The sequence below is a fragment of the Desulfomarina sp. genome (assembly GCF_054039375.1).
This window is the reverse complement of sequence record NZ_JBPLBA010000274.1, coordinates 1-15889: the sequence shown is the minus strand read 5'-3', so window position 1 is coordinate 15889 and position 15889 is coordinate 1. Positions and strand designations below refer to the sequence as shown.

General features: G+C 47.1%; 14 protein-coding genes. 11 read left to right on the top strand and 3 right to left on the bottom strand.

What is annotated here, in order from left to right:
• Positions 1–780: 780 nt before the first annotated feature.
• Positions 781–2553 carry an AAA family ATPase gene (locus tag ACXLDX_RS15155; RefSeq protein WP_457578025.1) on the top strand — a complete coding sequence of 591 codons (1773 nt, stop codon included), beginning with the start codon at positions 781–783 and terminating at the stop codon, positions 2551–2553.
• Positions 2554–2754: 201 nt separating this feature from the next.
• Here the strand turns inward: ACXLDX_RS15155 and ACXLDX_RS15150 are convergent, their stop codons facing one another.
• Positions 2755–3867 (bottom strand): glycosyltransferase family 4 protein, encoded by a 1113-nt coding sequence (locus tag ACXLDX_RS15150; RefSeq protein ID WP_457578024.1) that lies wholly within the window; start codon positions 3865–3867, stop codon positions 2755–2757.
• A gap of 337 nt (positions 3868–4204) precedes the next feature.
• Between ACXLDX_RS15150 and ACXLDX_RS15145 the strand changes: the two genes are divergently transcribed.
• The 3 genes from ACXLDX_RS15145 to ACXLDX_RS15135 all read left to right on the top strand — a co-directional run bounded on the left by ACXLDX_RS15145 (position 4205) and on the right by ACXLDX_RS15135 (position 7511).
• Complete coding sequence (locus ACXLDX_RS15145; RefSeq protein WP_457578023.1) at positions 4205–5377, top strand: hypothetical protein; 1173 nt, start codon at positions 4205–4207, stop codon at positions 5375–5377.
• A gap of 799 nt (positions 5378–6176) precedes the next feature.
• Positions 6177–6746, top strand: coding sequence for a rhodanese-like domain-containing protein (locus ACXLDX_RS15140; RefSeq protein WP_457578022.1), 570 nt, complete (start codon positions 6177–6179; stop codon positions 6744–6746).
• A gap of 3 nt (positions 6747–6749) precedes the next feature.
• A complete protein-coding gene (locus ACXLDX_RS15135) occupies positions 6750–7511 on the top strand; it encodes a rhodanese-like domain-containing protein (protein ID WP_457578021.1) in 762 nt (253 codons plus the stop codon).
• A 68-nt stretch (positions 7512–7579) separates the two neighbouring features.
• On the opposite strand, the gene ACXLDX_RS15130 is transcribed toward ACXLDX_RS15135, so the two are convergent.
• Together ACXLDX_RS15130 and ACXLDX_RS15125 are read right to left on the bottom strand one after the other, a co-directional pair.
• Positions 7580–8149, bottom strand: coding sequence for a tetratricopeptide repeat protein (locus tag ACXLDX_RS15130; RefSeq protein ID WP_457578020.1), 570 nt, complete (start codon positions 8147–8149; stop codon positions 7580–7582).
• Positions 8150–8192: 43 nt separating this feature from the next.
• Complete coding sequence (locus ACXLDX_RS15125; RefSeq protein ID WP_457578019.1) at positions 8193–8585, bottom strand: hypothetical protein; 393 nt, start codon at positions 8583–8585, stop codon at positions 8193–8195.
• A gap of 565 nt (positions 8586–9150) precedes the next feature.
• Here ACXLDX_RS15125 and ACXLDX_RS15120 point away from each other — a divergent pair.
• The 7 genes from ACXLDX_RS15120 to ACXLDX_RS15090 all read left to right on the top strand — a co-directional run bounded on the left by ACXLDX_RS15120 (position 9151) and on the right by ACXLDX_RS15090 (position 15867).
• Positions 9151–10392, top strand: a complete 1242-nt coding sequence (locus ACXLDX_RS15120) for an ammonium transporter AmtB (protein ID WP_457578027.1) — start codon at positions 9151–9153, stop codon at positions 10390–10392.
• A gap of 13 nt (positions 10393–10405) precedes the next feature.
• Positions 10406–10744 carry a P-II family nitrogen regulator gene (locus tag ACXLDX_RS15115; RefSeq protein WP_457578018.1) on the top strand — a complete coding sequence of 113 codons (339 nt, stop codon included), beginning with the start codon at positions 10406–10408 and terminating at the stop codon, positions 10742–10744.
• A gap of 347 nt (positions 10745–11091) precedes the next feature.
• Complete coding sequence (locus ACXLDX_RS15110; protein WP_457578017.1) at positions 11092–12225, top strand: hypothetical protein; 1134 nt, start codon at positions 11092–11094, stop codon at positions 12223–12225.
• A 145-nt stretch (positions 12226–12370) separates the two neighbouring features.
• Complete coding sequence (locus ACXLDX_RS15105) at positions 12371–13081, top strand: GntR family transcriptional regulator (RefSeq protein WP_457578016.1); 711 nt, start codon at positions 12371–12373, stop codon at positions 13079–13081.
• Entirely contained in the window at positions 13081–14292 is a 1212-nt protein-coding gene (locus ACXLDX_RS15100; RefSeq protein ID WP_457578026.1) for a YgeY family selenium metabolism-linked hydrolase, read from the top strand. The genes ACXLDX_RS15105 and ACXLDX_RS15100 overlap by 1 nt, the downstream gene beginning before the upstream one ends.
• 31 nt (positions 14293–14323) lie before the next feature.
• Positions 14324–15274 carry a carbamate kinase gene (locus ACXLDX_RS15095; RefSeq protein ID WP_457578015.1) on the top strand — a complete coding sequence of 317 codons (951 nt, stop codon included), beginning with the start codon at positions 14324–14326 and terminating at the stop codon, positions 15272–15274.
• 80 nt (positions 15275–15354) lie between these two features.
• Positions 15355–15867 (top strand): TRAP transporter small permease, encoded by a 513-nt coding sequence (locus ACXLDX_RS15090; RefSeq protein WP_457578014.1) that lies wholly within the window; start codon positions 15355–15357, stop codon positions 15865–15867.
• Positions 15868–15889 lie beyond the last annotated feature (22 nt).

Here is a 15889-nt window from a genome sequence, read left to right as displayed (position 1 = left end):
TACTGTAGAATCTCAAGTTACCTACAAACAATGGCATGCCAAGGTGTCAATCCGCTTGTGGCAATCCAGATTGCTTTGAATGGGACATTTGCAAACGATGATTACAACAGGGGTGAGTAGTTACATTTTTTTTGTATTTTTTGATGTTTTTCGCATACAGGTAGAGGGCTTCTGTCGGTATGTGAAACTCCAAACTCTAGTGTCCCGTCAACACTGCTCTGACGTATCTTGCTTGTCCTTTTTCGCGCCATCCCGCCTGTGGCTTATGTTACATAGTTCTACTATGCGCTCAAAGCCACAGACAGAATGGCACAAAAAATTACAGCGCAATATTACGTCATTTCATCGTTGACGTGACACTAGTTGTATTGCATAAGTTATCTGTGTCGTTTCTCTACCACATTCCTTTGGTGAGTGCAATTTGGGAACGGGGGATATTACTGTCGGTTATCGGGTGTACCGAAAACTGATTTCTCGTGCCGGTTGTGTGAATAGATTTGCAGAATCAGTCAGTTAATGTTAGGAAAAGGATTATAACAATCTTAAAGTAATTACTTACAGGCACCCCAGTTTTTCACGGTCTCTTTTGTCCGCATAGGTAGGCTATAGCGGACAAAAGAGCCTGCAAAAATCTGCGGTACCTGTGAGTAATTACACTTCAGAGGTAATAAAATCAAAGAGTTGCTACCCCTGTGACCAATTACATTTTAAATAAGAACATTCTTCTGAAGTAAATGTTATTCTCTGGAAAACCGATTTTTTTCAGGTAGATGGGTAACTATGTATAATTCACAGTATAAATTTGAATCAAAACCATTTGAGCTGAGACCTGATCCGGCTTTTCTGTGGCTGGGGGAAAAGTATAAGGAGGTGCTTTCGACTTTACGTTACGGAATCCTGGCCAATAAAGGATTTCTGCTCCTGACGGGAAGTGGGGGGATGGGGAAAACCACTCTTATAAACAGCCTTGTAGAAGGATTAGGTGATGATGTGGAGTGTGCGATTATTCCCGACCCGCGTCTTGATCGCCTCGATTTCTATAATGAAATTGCTGCGGGTTTTGGTATGAATACACTGTTTTCTTCCAAGGTTCAGTTTCTGATTCAGTTCAGTCATTTTCTCCATAAAGCCCATGATGAAAAGAAAAAGACCCTGCTGCTGATCGATGATTGTCATCTTTTAAGCCAGGATATGCTTGAGGAACTGCGCCTGCTTTCCAATATAGAAAAAGCGGACGCCAAGCTCATTAATATTTTTTTTATCGGAGAACCTCAGTTCAACGAGGTGCTTGTCCGTCAAAAAAACAAAGCTGTTCGTCAGCGATTAACTCTCAAATTGAAACTGCTGCCATTAAATGTCAATGAAACTGGAGAATATATTCAGCACAGACTCTGTGCTGCCGGTGGAGTGGAGAAAATATTTTCCACTAAGGCGATTCAATTAATTTATAAACATTCCCGCGGAGTGCCCCGTTATATAAATGTACTGTGTGAGTATTCCCTCCAGGCAGGCGCTGCCCGGGGGAAAAAAAGTGTAGACCACAGGCTGATCAAAGAGTGTGTCCAGCGGCTTGATCTTTCGGTGGATGCATCACCGGATCAGGTGGATCTTAAATTGTTTGACAGGAAAAACCAGAACAGTAATTTTCAGAGGGATACCTTTGTTATCGAAAGAAACAACGGACTGCCGACAATGTCAGGCGTCTCTGTTGAAAATGAAAGTGGTAAAAGAGGATGGTTGCTGCTCCTGCCGCTTCTCTTTCTTGCCTGTTCCTTCGTTTACTATTTTTACCCGCAAAACAATGTGGCTCACACGGTCGGGAAAGAAAAAAAACAGGAGCGGCCTGTTGTCTTGCAGGAGTCACTGGTGAAGGTGACAACTTCACCTGCAGCTTCTGTTTTAAAGAGCAGGAATCTTGAAATAAATGAAAAAAAAGCCGCAGCCCTTAAACATGCTATTCTGAGTAATGCCTACCGGGAAAAACCCGAGGCGGGGGGTGAAGCCTATCAGGCAGTTGTGGAATCCAGAAGTGAAACAGTGGATGAATCGGTCGGAATAACCCGTGTTGAAGATCAAATTTCAACTGTTGATGAGGAAGCCGTAGCAAAAAAAGAAGAAAACAGCAGGGCAGAAGTAAAAGCACCGGCTGAAAAGCTGCCTGAATCGAAAGAAGTGGTTGGACAGCCGGAAAAAGATATTCCGCCCATGGAACCTGTAAAGATTATTCTTCCCCTGCGACCGAATTCTCTGCAGTTGACCAGGCAGGCGAAAAGAGAATTTGTCCGCTTTGTAAAAAAACTGCGGAAATATCCCGGGGCTCAGGTCCTGGTGAAAGGGTATGTCTCCTCTGACACTGATTCCCCGGAAAACAGAGCACTTTCTGATAAACGGGCGGAAGCAGTTGGTCGGTTGTTGATGAAATATGGTATTGACCGGGAGCAGCTGGAGATCAGAGGGATGGGGATCAGTGACCCGATAGCCGACAACAAAACCGGTGTCGGCAGGAGGAAAAACAGAAGGGTTGAAATTGAAGTCCTGAACGATGGCCGGTGATTTGAGAGTTTTCAGTTTGACCAGAATACATGACGGCTTTGTGATTGTTTTTTATAACATATTGAGATTATGAATTATAATTCCTGGTTGCGCACAAAATTCAGCCTGACACTTGTAAAATTGGGATGTGGCTGAATTTCATGGGTAATCAGATTATAATTTGTACGCCAAAATGCAGACAGTTAACGGATTCAGGAGTAATCACTTGTCCCTGACAAATGTTTTTAGTTTTTTTTCCAGCAGGGTGTAGTTTTCGGACAGGTCGTGATGGGAGCGGATATGAGCTTCCGCTTCCCTGCCCAGCCTGGTTCTCAGTTCCGGGTTTTGAATCAGCTTCTCCATATTTGCGGTGAATTCAGGTTTTGCTGCGACTGGTGAAAGAAGACCCGTACGGTTATGGATGACTGCTTCTCCGCCACCCCAGTCGGCCAGTGCTACAACGGGGAGACGGCAGGACTGGGCTTCCAGGTAGACCATGCCTAGGGATTCGTGTACACCGGGAAAGGCAAAAAAATCGGCGCCACTGTAATAACGGTATAATTCATTTCTCTCAACCCTGCCGCTGAACCGGACCTTCCCGGGGAGTAGTTCTCCGGCTTTCTCCTCGAGTTCCCGGCGACAGCTGCCGTCTCCCACTATCCAGAGGACAATTCCGTGGTTTTCAGTCAGAAGTTCAGCGCATGAGTGGATAACCTGCAATATTCCTTCAGCTTTTACTCCAGGGCGGAACATGGCTGCGGTGAGAATGACGGTCTTGTTTCGGCAGTTTAATTTTGTTCGCAGATCATTTCTTGATTTCTCGCAATAGATGAATTTTTCAGGGTGGATTCCCGGTGCAATATAGGAAAGTCGCTCTTCAGGAAGGAGGCGGCGCAGATTTTTCAAGTCTTTTTTCTTGTTGGTGAAAACCTGGTCGGCAGCAAGGAGAATTTTTCTGTTTAAAATGAATCCGGGCAGGGTTTTCAGTTTTTTTCTTCTTTTGGTTGAATAGATACCCTGGAAAATAACATAGGGAATATTGAGTTTTCTGCTGCAATGATAACCGAGAAGATCAGGAGCTTTGTAGTAGGAGTGGTAGCTGAACCAGATATCGGGGGGGCTCGTACTGTATTTTCTGAGAATTCGCTTTCTTTCCAGCAGGAAGCGCAGCCAGAGGGAAGGATGATAATAGATCCAGCGGCAGCGTAGTCGGCTTGCGGGGAAAATCCTGTTGTTTCGGGCAAGATGATTGAAAAGTTCTGTTCCGGTTACCAGATCTCCGGAAGGGTTTCGGTGTCCCATGGGTTTAAAGGGCATGTAATAGGCAATGTTCATTGCTTAAAAGTTGTATTTGATTTGGAAGAGAGAGATGGAAAAGCGATAAGGAACTCTTTTCAATATGGAAGAAAACCAAATAATCTGTTTTTTTTCAATGATTCAGGATGATTTCTTTTTTTTACCGTAGACTAACCTGAAAAAGCGGGCTCATCCCTAATCTGGCTGAGTTCCATGGGCAATCAGGTTTTTTCCAACAATGCGGAGTCGGGACAAAATTTTGATTTTTTGTGGTTCCATAGAGTAATAGGATGAAAATAAATTTAAATTCAAAGTAAGGTGGAGTCGGGAAAAACATCACCGTTGAATCCTCACAGGTTCAGGAAAAGGAGAAAATGTGAGAAATTATCGTCTGGATATACTTATTTACGCCCATGACGGACGGGGGTTGGGTCATGCCAGTCGCAGTATTGGTGTAGGTATGGCTGTGCGCAGGCTTTACCCGCAGCTGAAAGTGTTGTTTGTCACTGGCTGCAGAAAAAGTCAGGAACTGATCAGCACAGTTCCTCTGGATTGGTTGAAACTGCCTGCCTATGAAACAGAGGTTGTTGATGGGAAGTCCAGAGGGAGCATGGGGAAATCAATGCTGACCGACCAGGAGCTGGGAGAACTGCGGGCTGCAGAATTGAAACATTTGATACAGCTGTATCGGCCAAAACTGGTCCTGGTGGATCATGCCCCCCAGGGAAAACACAGGGAACTTTTGCCGGCACTGAAAGCCGGTCTTGAAACGGGAACCCGCTGGGTTTTAGGAATACGCGGTGTCGTGGGTACTGTTTCCCAGGTTGGTTCTGACCTTGCCGGTGATCTTTTCAGACAGTATTTCAATGAGTTGCTCTGGTATGGGGACCAGGGAGTTCTGGGAAATTCACATATGAAAGCGCTTGAAAAGCGGTTCGGCAAGATCCCCCGGGAGTGTGGATATGTTTCCAGACTGGCCGAGCTTGCGGCATGGCAGGGGGAGTTTCGGCAGTTCAGGGAAAAACTGGCCGGAACGGTTTCCGTGCCCTGGCTTGGTGAGCATTCCATGAATTTTCTCGAGCAACTTGCCCAGGCCCTGGCAGTTGTCCCGCGGAATTACGGAAAATGGAAACTGTTTATAGATACCGGCACGTCAGTATCGCGGAGAAGAAAAGTCTGGAAGATGTTTGAAGAGATAGATCATTGCAGTCTGGAAATACCTGGAGAGCGTTACTCTGATGCTCTCCTCTCTTCTGAAATGTGTGTTATTTACGGTGGTTACAACAGTATTGTGGATGCGATATACTGTGGTATTCCGGCGCTGGTACTGGAAAGAGAGATGCGGGACCAGGAACAGCATCTGCATCTTGAACAGTTAAGGAAAAATGGCTGCGATACCTTGCAGGTTGTTTCAGAAACCGAATTGACACGGGAACTGCTGGTGTCTCATTGTCTCGCTGCTCTTTCTCAAAAAAATAATTCATCCTGTCCTGTGAATCTTCAGGGGGGGGCAAAAACTGCGGATATTCTGGCTGAAATGGTATTATAGATGGTTCGGGAAAATAATTGAGATTTTTTACTGCCTGTTACAGTTACTTTTTAAGTTTTTACCCAATGTCGTTAAAGTCCTATTCCGACCTCGTCCGAGGGACGCCATAAACCCGTCCCTGGGGGCTTGACTGCAGCCGTCCTGGCTGCAGACACCCTCGGCCAAGGTCAGAATGGGACTTTTATGAACCATCTTGTCCTTAAGTTAACGACATTGAGTTTTTACCTAAAAATAATCGCTGAGCCGTCACTGTTTCAGGATTATTAATGGGCGTTGACTTCCATATCATTATTTTGTATTTTTCCCCTGAATGTGGTACATGAAGTTTTGTGAAACATGTGCAGAGTTGTTGTTCTTTAGAGTTCGGGTGTGCCATGTAATTAAATTTTCAGTTAAAAAATTAATTGCTGAAGCTGAATTTTAATTATCACGCCGACACGTTTGGCCCGGAGTATTTAATTGTTTGCTATACAGGTATTGTGCTTATTTACGGTTTTAATGTTTTTAAAACGGTGAGCATCTGGACAACTGTTTCTTCGAAACAAGGCCACGTTGAAGAATTGCTGCAAATGGCAGAGAGTGGACTGTTTTCCAGGGAGGAACCGGATAGTGCCTGTCCATAGTTGGTCTTTTTGCCCGACATCTGCGTTGCCGAAAAATTTTATCCTCGGAGGTAAGCGTAGACTCCGATATCAACTGTATGCCGCGGTAAAATTTTCCGTGTGCCTTGATCTCGATCAAAAATTTTCATTTCAGGACAGACACCAGATAAGAGTAAATTTAATCCAAGGAGGAAGGTATGCAGAAGATGTTAGTCAGGTTACTGCCTTTTCTGGTTGTAGCCGCTTTGGGGTTGAGTGGTTGCGTGCAGCCGGACAGCCAGTCCAGTTCGGCGGCCAAGCCGGTCGCGGTTGCCAAAAAGGATACCGGGCCGGTGTTTAAGGGTCGTGTTGTCGGGAAGTCGGTGAAGGCTAAAACGATTTCCGTTCAAGTTGGGAAAGGCAAAAAGGCTCAGACTGTTCTGATAAAATTTGATGAAAATACGGATGGAATAGAGCATGCCGGAAAAGGGCATGGAGTTATAGTTTCCTACGAAAAGCAGGGTAAGGATTTTTATGCAAAATCAATCAGGCCCAAGCTTGCCAAGATGCCGAAAGGCACTTCGATCATCCAGACGGCTGATTTAAAGAAGATGATAGATAACAATGAAGATTTTGTTCTCATCGATTCCCGGCCCGCCGCCCGTTACAGTCAGTCGCATCTGCCGGGTGCCATTTCTATCCCTGTATGTGAAATGCAGGAACTGATGGGGCTTCTGCCGAAAGATCTTGATGCGGCCCTGGTTTTTTATTGTGGAGGACCCACCTGAGGCATGAGTCCAATGTCCGCCGGTCAGGCGGTCCAGGCAGGGTTTAAAAATGTTCGAGTTTATCTTGATGGTGAGCCGGCATGGCGTAAGGCCGGACACCCGACATATGCCGGTTATGGCTTCATATGTCAGGGGAATAATGTCATTGTCGATTTACGTAGTGCTGAAAAAGATGCTGTTGCTCGTATCCCGCGCTCTGTGAGTATGCCGTTTGCGACATTCGCCGATGTCATGGATGAAATTCCGGTGAAAGCGCCGGTTGTTCTGTACAGTGACAGGGAAGAGGAAATGCTGGCCGCCCTGAAAATGCTCAGGGAAAATGGCTATAAAAAGGTTTCTCTTGTTGAAGATGGATACCGTGGGTGGAAACATCTGGGTGGTCGGCTTGTCAAAGGACCTGTTGTAACGGAAGTCAACTGGAAAAGAAAGCTTGCTCCCGGTGAAGTATCCATCGCAGAATTTGAGGCGGCCATGGAGGATCCCAGCAAGGCAATTATACTCGATGTTCGCACCAACGACGAGGTCAAGGTCGGGAAGCTGCCCATGTCGCGACATATTCCGCTTGATCAGCTTTGCAGCAGGATGGATGAGTTCTTTGCAACTATTGACGGAATGTCCAAGGATCAGAATATCTACGTCCACTGCACGACAGGCGCGCGTGCGGAAATGGCCTACAAGGAACTGCAGAAGAATGGTTATAAAAACGCCAGATACCTTGTGGCGGAAGTTTCCTGTGAGCTGGATGACTGCGATATAGAGGAATAGTTGGTCAATATACGGAACCTGCTTTTCCAGTATTACAGGACCGTCGATTGAAAAATCGGCGGTCCTTTTTATTTATCCCGGGCTGGACAGCTGATCTGTCCGGCAATCTTTTTTTCCTCATCCGTCAGGCTGTTCCCCGCGTTATCCATGGCCTGAGCCGCCAGGTACATTCCTTTTTCCGCGGCCGCCCGGTAACAGGCATAGGCCCTCATGTGGTTGACGGTGACACCGATTCCCTTTCTGTATAAGTTTCCCATGGCATAAAGGCCGTTTATATTTCCCTGTCCGGCTGACTTCCTGTACCAGTGCAGGGCTTTTGCAAGGTCTTTTTCTGTTCCGGTACCGAATTGATAACATCGTCCCAGGAGGTACTGACTGTTGGCGTCACCGCGTCTGGCCGTTTTTTCCGTCCAGAAAAATGCCTTGTCAAGATCCTGCGGTACTCCCCTGCCTTTGGTGTACATAAAGGCAACCCATTTCTGGGCATCCAGAATACCTTCGTCGGCTGCCTGCAGGCAGGAAGGTTCAGCAACAGAATATCGGCCATGCAGGAAATGGTCCCGGCAGGTTTCGAACGCATTTGAAGCATGGGACACCGCGGGATTAAGCAGTAGAAATATCAGCAGAAGTCGACGCATGGTGTTGTCCTTTTTTGACTCAGGGGGGGCGTAATTGCCGGGGTCAGGTGGCCCTGAACTGTGACGCCGGAACTTTGCCGAGGAAAATTTTCGTGCAGATCAGGACATTTCTTGGGCTGTCTCCTGCCTGAATCCGGAGGAGTCCTTCTCTTATGAGGATCTTTTTCAGAAGTTCCCGACCGTTTGATTCGTTATAATAGATATCCGAGTCGAGGATGTCCTTTATATTTTCCGGTTCTACTCTGTCGATGATGAGCTGCACCCCAAGGTTAAGAAAAGGATCCTTGATGTTCACCAATTCATTTTCCAGGGCGAGCAGCCCCTGTTTTCCTGCAACTTCAGTGAGTTTTTTGAGTTGCAATACAAGAGGTACAAGTGATTCCTGATCTTCAAGGCTGCAGGTTGCTTTCGTTGCCAGGGCGAGGTCGCGTATCATGGTGCTCCTTTCAATTGTTTCTTGAAAATCTCGCTGCAGAAGAAGGTCTTCCGGTCGCAGTTGAGATTTTTATTTTATCTCTGAATCCGTGACAGTATTGTGATTTTTAAAATACGCCTGATAAAACAGGCCCAATCCCCAGACTCACAAATAGCAGGCTGAGTTTCGTGCGTAATCAGAAAAATATTTGATCATATGGTCGTAAAATTCTCCAGAGAATTCTCTCTTTTGTCGAGAATATTCGACGCCGGAAGATAAATTTCGAATAAAATCACACAATATTGTAAATGTAAGGAATTAAATAATACATAAATGTAGTAAATATAGATTCTTCCTGTAGCTTTTATCCCATGATAACTTATTGAAATGTTGGTGTATAAAATTAACCACACCATGTGGCCCGGGTTTTGTAATGGTATTTTCAGGCAAAAAAAATTCCTGAAAAATTTTACTGTACTGGAGAGAATTTGTGAAAAAGAAAAATCATTATAGAAGATACTGGGGGGGAGCAGTCTGTCTCCTGATAACGGGACTGGTTGCGCCCGCTTTTGCAGAAGAACCGAAAATCGGAGAAACAGTTATACAACTGTCCTATTCACTGGATACTTTTTATCTATTAATGTCCGGGGCCCTTGTCATGTGGATGGCGGCTGGATTCACCATGTTGGAGTCAGGTCTTGTGCGGGCCAAAAATACGGTGGAAATTCTGACCAAGAATGTGGCCCTGTATGCCATTGCCTGTGTTCTCTATATGTTTATTGGCTACAACATCATGTACGGTGACGGAGTAAACAGTCTTATTCCCGGCCTCGGGTTTCTGCTGGGCGGGGATAACAGCCTGGCGGATGTGTTGAAGAGCGGGGGAAAAACCTCCTATTCAAACATGGCGGACTTTTTCTTTCAGGTCGTCTTTGTAGCCACTGCCATGTCCATCGTTTCCGGTGCCGTTGCAGAACGTATGAAACTGTGGGCTTTTCTTCTGTTTGCCGTGGTGATGACGGGAGTAATTTATCCGATCCAGGGGTATTGGAAATGGGGAGGAGGTTTTCTTGACGCCCTGGGCTTTCTGGATTTTGCCGGTTCCGGTGTTGTTCACCTCTGTGGTGCTTCCGCGGCCCTGTCCGGCGTCCTTTTTCTGGGGGCAAGAAGGGGAAAATATGTGAACGGAAGGATAAAACCTATTCCGGGTTCCAATCTTCCCATGGCAACCTTGGGGACTTTTATCCTCTGGTTCGGCTGGTTCGGTTTTAACGGTGGTTCAGAACTGAAGGTGAGCACAGTTGAAGCGGCCAACCATGTCGCCCTGGTCTTTGTCAACACAAATATGGCGGCGGCCGGAGGACTGATCAGTGCTCTTCTTCTTGCGCGGTTCTGGTTCGGGAAGGCGGATTTGACCATGGCTCTCAATGGAGCGCTTGCGGGCCTGGTTGCCATAACGGCGGAACCACTTGCTCCAGGGCCGTTTTCTGCCACAATGGTGGGCTGTGTCGGCGGTCTGCTTGTAGTGGGGGCAATAATTTTCCTTGATAAGGTAAAACTGGATGATCCGGTTGGTGCTATTTCGGTTCATGGAGTTGTCGGGATATGGGGGTTGCTGGCGGCGGCTCTCACAAACCCTGAAGGATCATTAATTGTGCAGTTGATGGGAATCGCGGCAATTTTCTGTTGGTCTTTTATTACAAGTTCCGTTGTCTGGATGGTAATCAAAGTGACAATTGGTATCCGGGTTGATGAGGAAGAGGAGCTGGAGGGGGTTGATGTGGTGGAATGTGGCCTTGCAGCCTATCCTGAGTTCACAACAGATTGATTAAGGAGAAGTGATGAAGAAGATTGAAGCGATAATTAAACCGTTTAAGCTCGAAGCAGTTAAAGAGGCACTGACGGAAATTTCGATTACAGGTATGACGGTCTCGGAAGTGAAAGGGTATGGTCGCCAGAAAGGGCATAAAGAGATGTACCGTGGTGCAGAATACAATGTGGATTTCAATCCAAAGATCAAGATTGAACTGGTGGTGACCATGGATATGGTCCATGCTGCAGTTGATGCCATACGGTCGGCGGCAAGCAGTGATACAATCGGTGACGGGAAAATATTTGTTCTTGGTGTCGAGGATGTCATACGGGTGAGAACAGGTGAGCATGGCAGTGATGCAATTTGAGGGGTGATCGGAAGGGTGAGAATCCCGCTGAGTCATGATTTGTGCCAAGCGGGATTCTGGAAGGAGTGCAATATTTGCACTTTTGAACAGTGATTTTGCCCAATCTTGCATTTTTGGAGATTAAGTTTCAGAAAGTGTATCTTCTAACATGATGAAAATATAAGAAATATATATCAGGCACGTTGTTTGCCATGAAAACAGTCGGAAGGAATAATCCTTTTTGTAATATTATTGACAAGGGAAATTCTATTATGGCTGCTATCAGGCTGAATAACTGCTTCAGGTATATTCCGTATTCTATTTTTCTGTTTGTTCTGTTGTGCATTTTATCCCGGAATGCACTGGCATTGTCTAAAATCACAGTTCATCCCATAGAACCTCTGGATGGCATGACTGCTTCCAGAGCTTTTGGAATCAATGAAAACGGCAAAATATGTGCTGAGAGTTTTTCCGGACAGGAAAAAAAAGTCGCAATGACCTGGGAGCTTCCAGGTGTCAGGGTGATGCTTCCTGCTCCTGAAGAAACAGGTGACACCAGTGCCTGGGGAATAAATGACTTCGGCCAGGTTTCCGGTTTTTTCAGAACGGCCAATGGAAAAAAATATATCGTTCGCTGGCCGGATGCCGCAACGGTGGAAAAAGGCATCCTGGTGACAGAGGAGGAGAGCCGGGGGTATGACATTGCAAATGACGGTACGGTTGTCGGGGTAATGGCTCTGCCGGAAAATAAAAAATCGTCATTCAGGTTTTATCACGGGATCCTTTTTGACGGGAAGCAGGTGCGTGATCTCGGTACTCTGAATTTACGGGGGCCCCGTAATCAGCAGGGCTATTCCATTGCCCATGGGATAAACAACAGGGGGGAAGTCGTCGGGATTGCAGCGGACAGCAGTCAGAGGTTCAGGCCGTTTATCTATGACCGTCACAGGGGACTGCGGCAACTTCCTGTTGATTCTGATTTTGCGGAGGGGCAATGGTATGCGTCGGTAATCAATGACCATCACCTGGTCGGCGGTTCAGTCAGCATTGAGGAGGGAAAAAGCTTTCCCTGCTACTGGGATGATGTTTCCGGTCCACCTGTCCGTATACCCATGCCGGCAAAATATCCGTACGGAGAAATATACGGTATCAACAACCTGGGGCAGATGGTGGGTGTTATGTGGTCCATGGGAGACAATCCTGTGGAACATGCCTTTGTTTTTGACAGGCTCTCCGGGGTCAGAGATCTCAATGATGTTCTCCAACCTTCTTCCGGCTGGGTTCTTACCTTTGCAAGAGACATAAACGATCATGGCCAGATTGCCGGAACCGGGCAACTGCATGGCCTTACCCGTGGATTTATGATTGATGAGCTGAATATGAATCCAGGTGGCGACATTAATCGTGATGGTGATGTCAATCTCGAGGATGTGGTCCTCTCTCTGCTGATGCTGTCAGGTCAAGCGTCTTCTTCTGATGACACGGAGACCACCAGTCAATAGAATTATCCCGTTAGGCTGAGTTTTGCCGGCAATCAGAAATTGTATTGTTGACATGTCTTCAGAAGTGATATATTACATCCAATATGTTAATTGAAGACCGCTTGGAAGAAGTTTATCAGCTCCACCCCTGTTCAGGAAAGTGACTATGCCCATACCAGGAAAGACAAAACCGCTGAGCCGCTCCATCATGAGAGAAGAGGTTTATAATACGCTTCTCAAGTGGATCATGGAAGGAGAGCTCAGGCCAGGCGAAAAACTCCTTGATAAGGAGTTGGCGGAACATATGGGGGTCAGTCGTACCCCGGTGCGTGAGGCCTTGCGACGTCTTGAGGATAAGGAACTGGTGGAATCTTCGGCGAACCGGTGGACAAGGGTTTCGGAAGTTTCCATAAAGGAGCCGGAGAGAATCTACCCCATTATATGGACCCTGGAAGAGCTGGCGGTATCCCTGGCCGTATTGCATCTGACTCAAGAGGATTTTGAAAAAATGGAAGTGGCGAACACGGCCCTCGGGATAGCTCTCGATACAGAAGATCCTGTTAAGGCATCTCTGGCGGATATCCAGTTCCATGATGTGTTTATTGAGCGGTCAGGCAATCATCACCTGGTTACAATTCTCCGGGATCTGAAAATAAAATATCGCAGGGTGGAAGTGACTTATTTTGAGGGATATGCCAGCGCCAAATATTCACTGGAGGAACATTACGATATTCTTGATGCCCTGCGATCTGGTGATGTTGAAGGAGCACAGGCGAAGATACGGTCCAACTGGCAGAACAGTCTGAGGCGATTGAAAGATATTGAATCAAGAACAATGTTGTCCTCCAGCGGGGCAGAAGGAACGGAGCAGGAATGATGAGTATCGATTTTGCGCGTGTGATGAAAAAATCGGAAGAATATCGTCCCCAGATAACCGCATTTTTGAGAGATATGGTGGCTATTCCCAGTGAGAGCTGCCAGGAGGAAAGGGTAATACGGAGAATCAGGGAAGAGATGGAACATGTCGGTTTTGACCGGGTGGAAATTGATCCCATGGGCAATATTCTCGGTTATATCGGTACGGGAAAACACCTGGTAGCCATGGATGCCCATGTTGATACGGTTGGTGTCGGCAACCGGGAAAACTGGGATCATGACCCGTATATCGGTTTTGAGGATGATGAGATCATTTCAGGCCGGGGAACGAGTGACCAGGAGGGCGGTATGGCCGCCATGGTGTATGGCGGAAAAATCATTAAGGATCTGGGGCTTTCCGGTGATTATACCCTGCTCGTTACGGGTACTGTTCAGGAGGAGGACTGCGATGGACTCTGCTGGCAGTACATAATAGAAAAGAGCGGGATCCGTCCTGAATTTGTGGTTTCCACCGAGCCTACTTCCCTTGGTATTTACAGAGGTCAGAGGGGACGGATGGAAATTCTGGTTGCAGTGGATGGTGTCAGTTCACATGGATCCGCCCCGGAAAGAGGTGACAACGCCATTTTTAAGATGGCTCCGATTCTTATGGAACTCCAGGAACTGCACGATCGGCTGAAGGATGATCCTTTCCTCGGAAAAGGATCTCTGACTGTCTCGGAAATATTTTATACCTCTCCGTCCCGGTGTGCCGTGGCCGACGGTTGTTCCATTTCCGTGGATCGAAGGCTGACCCATGGTGAGACCTGGGAAGATGCCCTGGAGGAGATCAGGCAGCTGCCGGCGGTGAAAAAAGCAGGAGGCAGGGTCTCAATGTACAATTATGACCGTCCCTCATACAGGGGACTGGTCTACCCGACCCAATGCTATTTCCCCAGCTGGGTGCTGGAGGAAGAACATATTGTCTGCAGAACCCTGGTGGAGTCTTTTACCTCCCTGTTTAACGAGACACCGGTAGTGGATAAATGGACATTCTCCACAAACGGTGTCTCCATCATGGGGCGTTATGGTATCCCCTGTATTGGCTTTGGGCCGGGACATGAGGATCAGGCCCATGCCCCCAATGAAGTGACCTGGAAGGATGAACTGGTGAAGGCGGCTGCAATGTATGCAGTAATACCTTCCCTCTATACCCGGAAATTTACGGGATAGATGAAAATCTTCATGGTCAATCGGAAAAAATATGAAACAACGTATGGTTCTGGCCGTTGGCGGTAATGGTCTGATCAGGAACGATGAACACCGGGAGATTGATGATCAACTGGCCGCAGTTCAGGAAATAGCGGGATATATTGCCGACATCATGCAGCTCGGTTTTGATGTGGCTGTAACCCATGGCAATGGACCCCAGGTCGGCTTTATCTTCAGACGTTCAGAACTTGCCTTTGAGGCGGGAGAACTCCATTTTGTTCCTCTGAAAAACTGTGTTGCCGATACCCAGGGGGCGATCGGTTATCAGCTGCAGGAATCATTGCACAATATTTTTCACCAGAGGGAGATGGTGGAACAACCGGTTACCATGGTCACCATGGTTGAAGTAGATGGAGAAGATCCTTCATTTCAAAATCCAATCAAACCCATCGGGGTTTTTTATCCGAAACAGAAGGTGGATTCACTCCTGAGAAAACATTCTGACTGGCATATCGTATATCAGAAAGGTAGGGGATACAGAAGGGTGGTTCCTTCTCCCAGGCCCGTCAGGATTGTGGAGATGGAAGTTCTTAAAGTAATGATGGACAGCGGATTTGTGGTCATTGCGGCGGGCGGTGGCGGTATCCCAGTGGTGAGGGACGGAGACGGTAATCTTGCGGGAGTAAACTGCGTGGTGGACAAGGATCTGACAGCAGCCCTCATGGCGATTGAGCTTAAAGCGGATCTGCTTGTTATTTCCACTCAGGTTGAAAATGTTTATCAGGATTTTGACAGTCTTCAACCCAAGGCGCTGGAGCGGCTGACGGTTGCCGAGGCCTTTGGCCTGATTGCCCGGGGACATTTCGGTCCGGGAACCATGTTGCCCAAAATAGAAGCGGCTCTTGAGTTTATCAGTCATGGAGGAAAAGAAGTTATTATTACCAGCCCGGGAAACCTGGTGGCCGCAGTCCAGGGGAAAAAAGGAACAAGAATTGTTCCCTGACAGGCTATGTTCCTGTTGTTATTCAGCCGGGTGAAAATATCAGAATCCTGAGCGGGAAAATCAATGCAGAGAGGCAGATAATGACAGAAAAGAAACGATCCTTCATCGATACGGCGGCCTACCGGGTGAACTGGGTGGTTGAGCGAATCTGCGCCCTTCTGGTTGCGGGGATGGTTCTGGTGATCTGGTTCGGGGTTATTGAGAGGTATTTTCTGCATATGGGGTACACCTGGACCGAAGAACTTTCCAGGTATATTATGATCTGGGCGGCCCTGCTGGCTGTTTCCTGTGGTGCTTTTTACAGGGAACATATCGGCCTTGATATTGTCGGCCGTTTTTTACCTTCCGGAGGGGAACGGGGACTGAAGATTATTCTTGATCTGGTCAGTCTTTCCTTTTTCCTTTTTCTCACCTGGTATGGTCTCGGTATGGCAAGAGATGGTCTTGGGCAATATGCAACAATTTTCAGTATCACTATGGTTGTTCCTTTTGCCGCAGTTCCGGTTTCTGCTGCCCTGACCGCATTCCAGATTTTTGCAGCCATGTTCCGCTCAGTAGAACCGTCCGCCCGGGGGATGACCCATACTCAATAGGAGCCAAAGCACAACTGTTCAC

What these genes read in the sequence shown, in the direction of transcription:
- ACXLDX_RS15155 (WP_457578025.1), top strand. Translation starts at nt 781, where the DNA reads ATGTATAATTCACAGTATAAATTTGAATCAAAACCATTTGAGCTGAGA.
- ACXLDX_RS15150 (WP_457578024.1), bottom strand. Translation starts at nt 3,867, where the DNA reads ATGAACATTGCCTATTACATGCCCTTTAAACCCATGGGACACCGAAAC.
- ACXLDX_RS15140 (WP_457578022.1), top strand. Translation starts at nt 6,177, where the DNA reads ATGCAGAAGATGTTAGTCAGGTTACTGCCTTTTCTGGTTGTAGCCGCT.
- ACXLDX_RS15135 (WP_457578021.1), top strand. Translation starts at nt 6,750, where the DNA reads ATGAGTCCAATGTCCGCCGGTCAGGCGGTCCAGGCAGGGTTTAAAAAT.
- ACXLDX_RS15130 (WP_457578020.1), bottom strand. Translation starts at nt 8,149, where the DNA reads ATGCGTCGACTTCTGCTGATATTTCTACTGCTTAATCCCGCGGTGTCC.
- ACXLDX_RS15125 (WP_457578019.1), bottom strand. Translation starts at nt 8,585, where the DNA reads ATGATACGCGACCTCGCCCTGGCAACGAAAGCAACCTGCAGCCTTGAA.
- ACXLDX_RS15115 (WP_457578018.1), top strand. Translation starts at nt 10,406, where the DNA reads ATGAAGAAGATTGAAGCGATAATTAAACCGTTTAAGCTCGAAGCAGTT.
- ACXLDX_RS15105 (WP_457578016.1), top strand. Translation starts at nt 12,371, where the DNA reads ATGCCCATACCAGGAAAGACAAAACCGCTGAGCCGCTCCATCATGAGA.
- ACXLDX_RS15100 (WP_457578026.1), top strand. Translation starts at nt 13,081, where the DNA reads ATGAGTATCGATTTTGCGCGTGTGATGAAAAAATCGGAAGAATATCGT.
- ACXLDX_RS15095 (WP_457578015.1), top strand. Translation starts at nt 14,324, where the DNA reads ATGAAACAACGTATGGTTCTGGCCGTTGGCGGTAATGGTCTGATCAGG.
- ACXLDX_RS15090 (WP_457578014.1), top strand. Translation starts at nt 15,355, where the DNA reads ATGACAGAAAAGAAACGATCCTTCATCGATACGGCGGCCTACCGGGTG.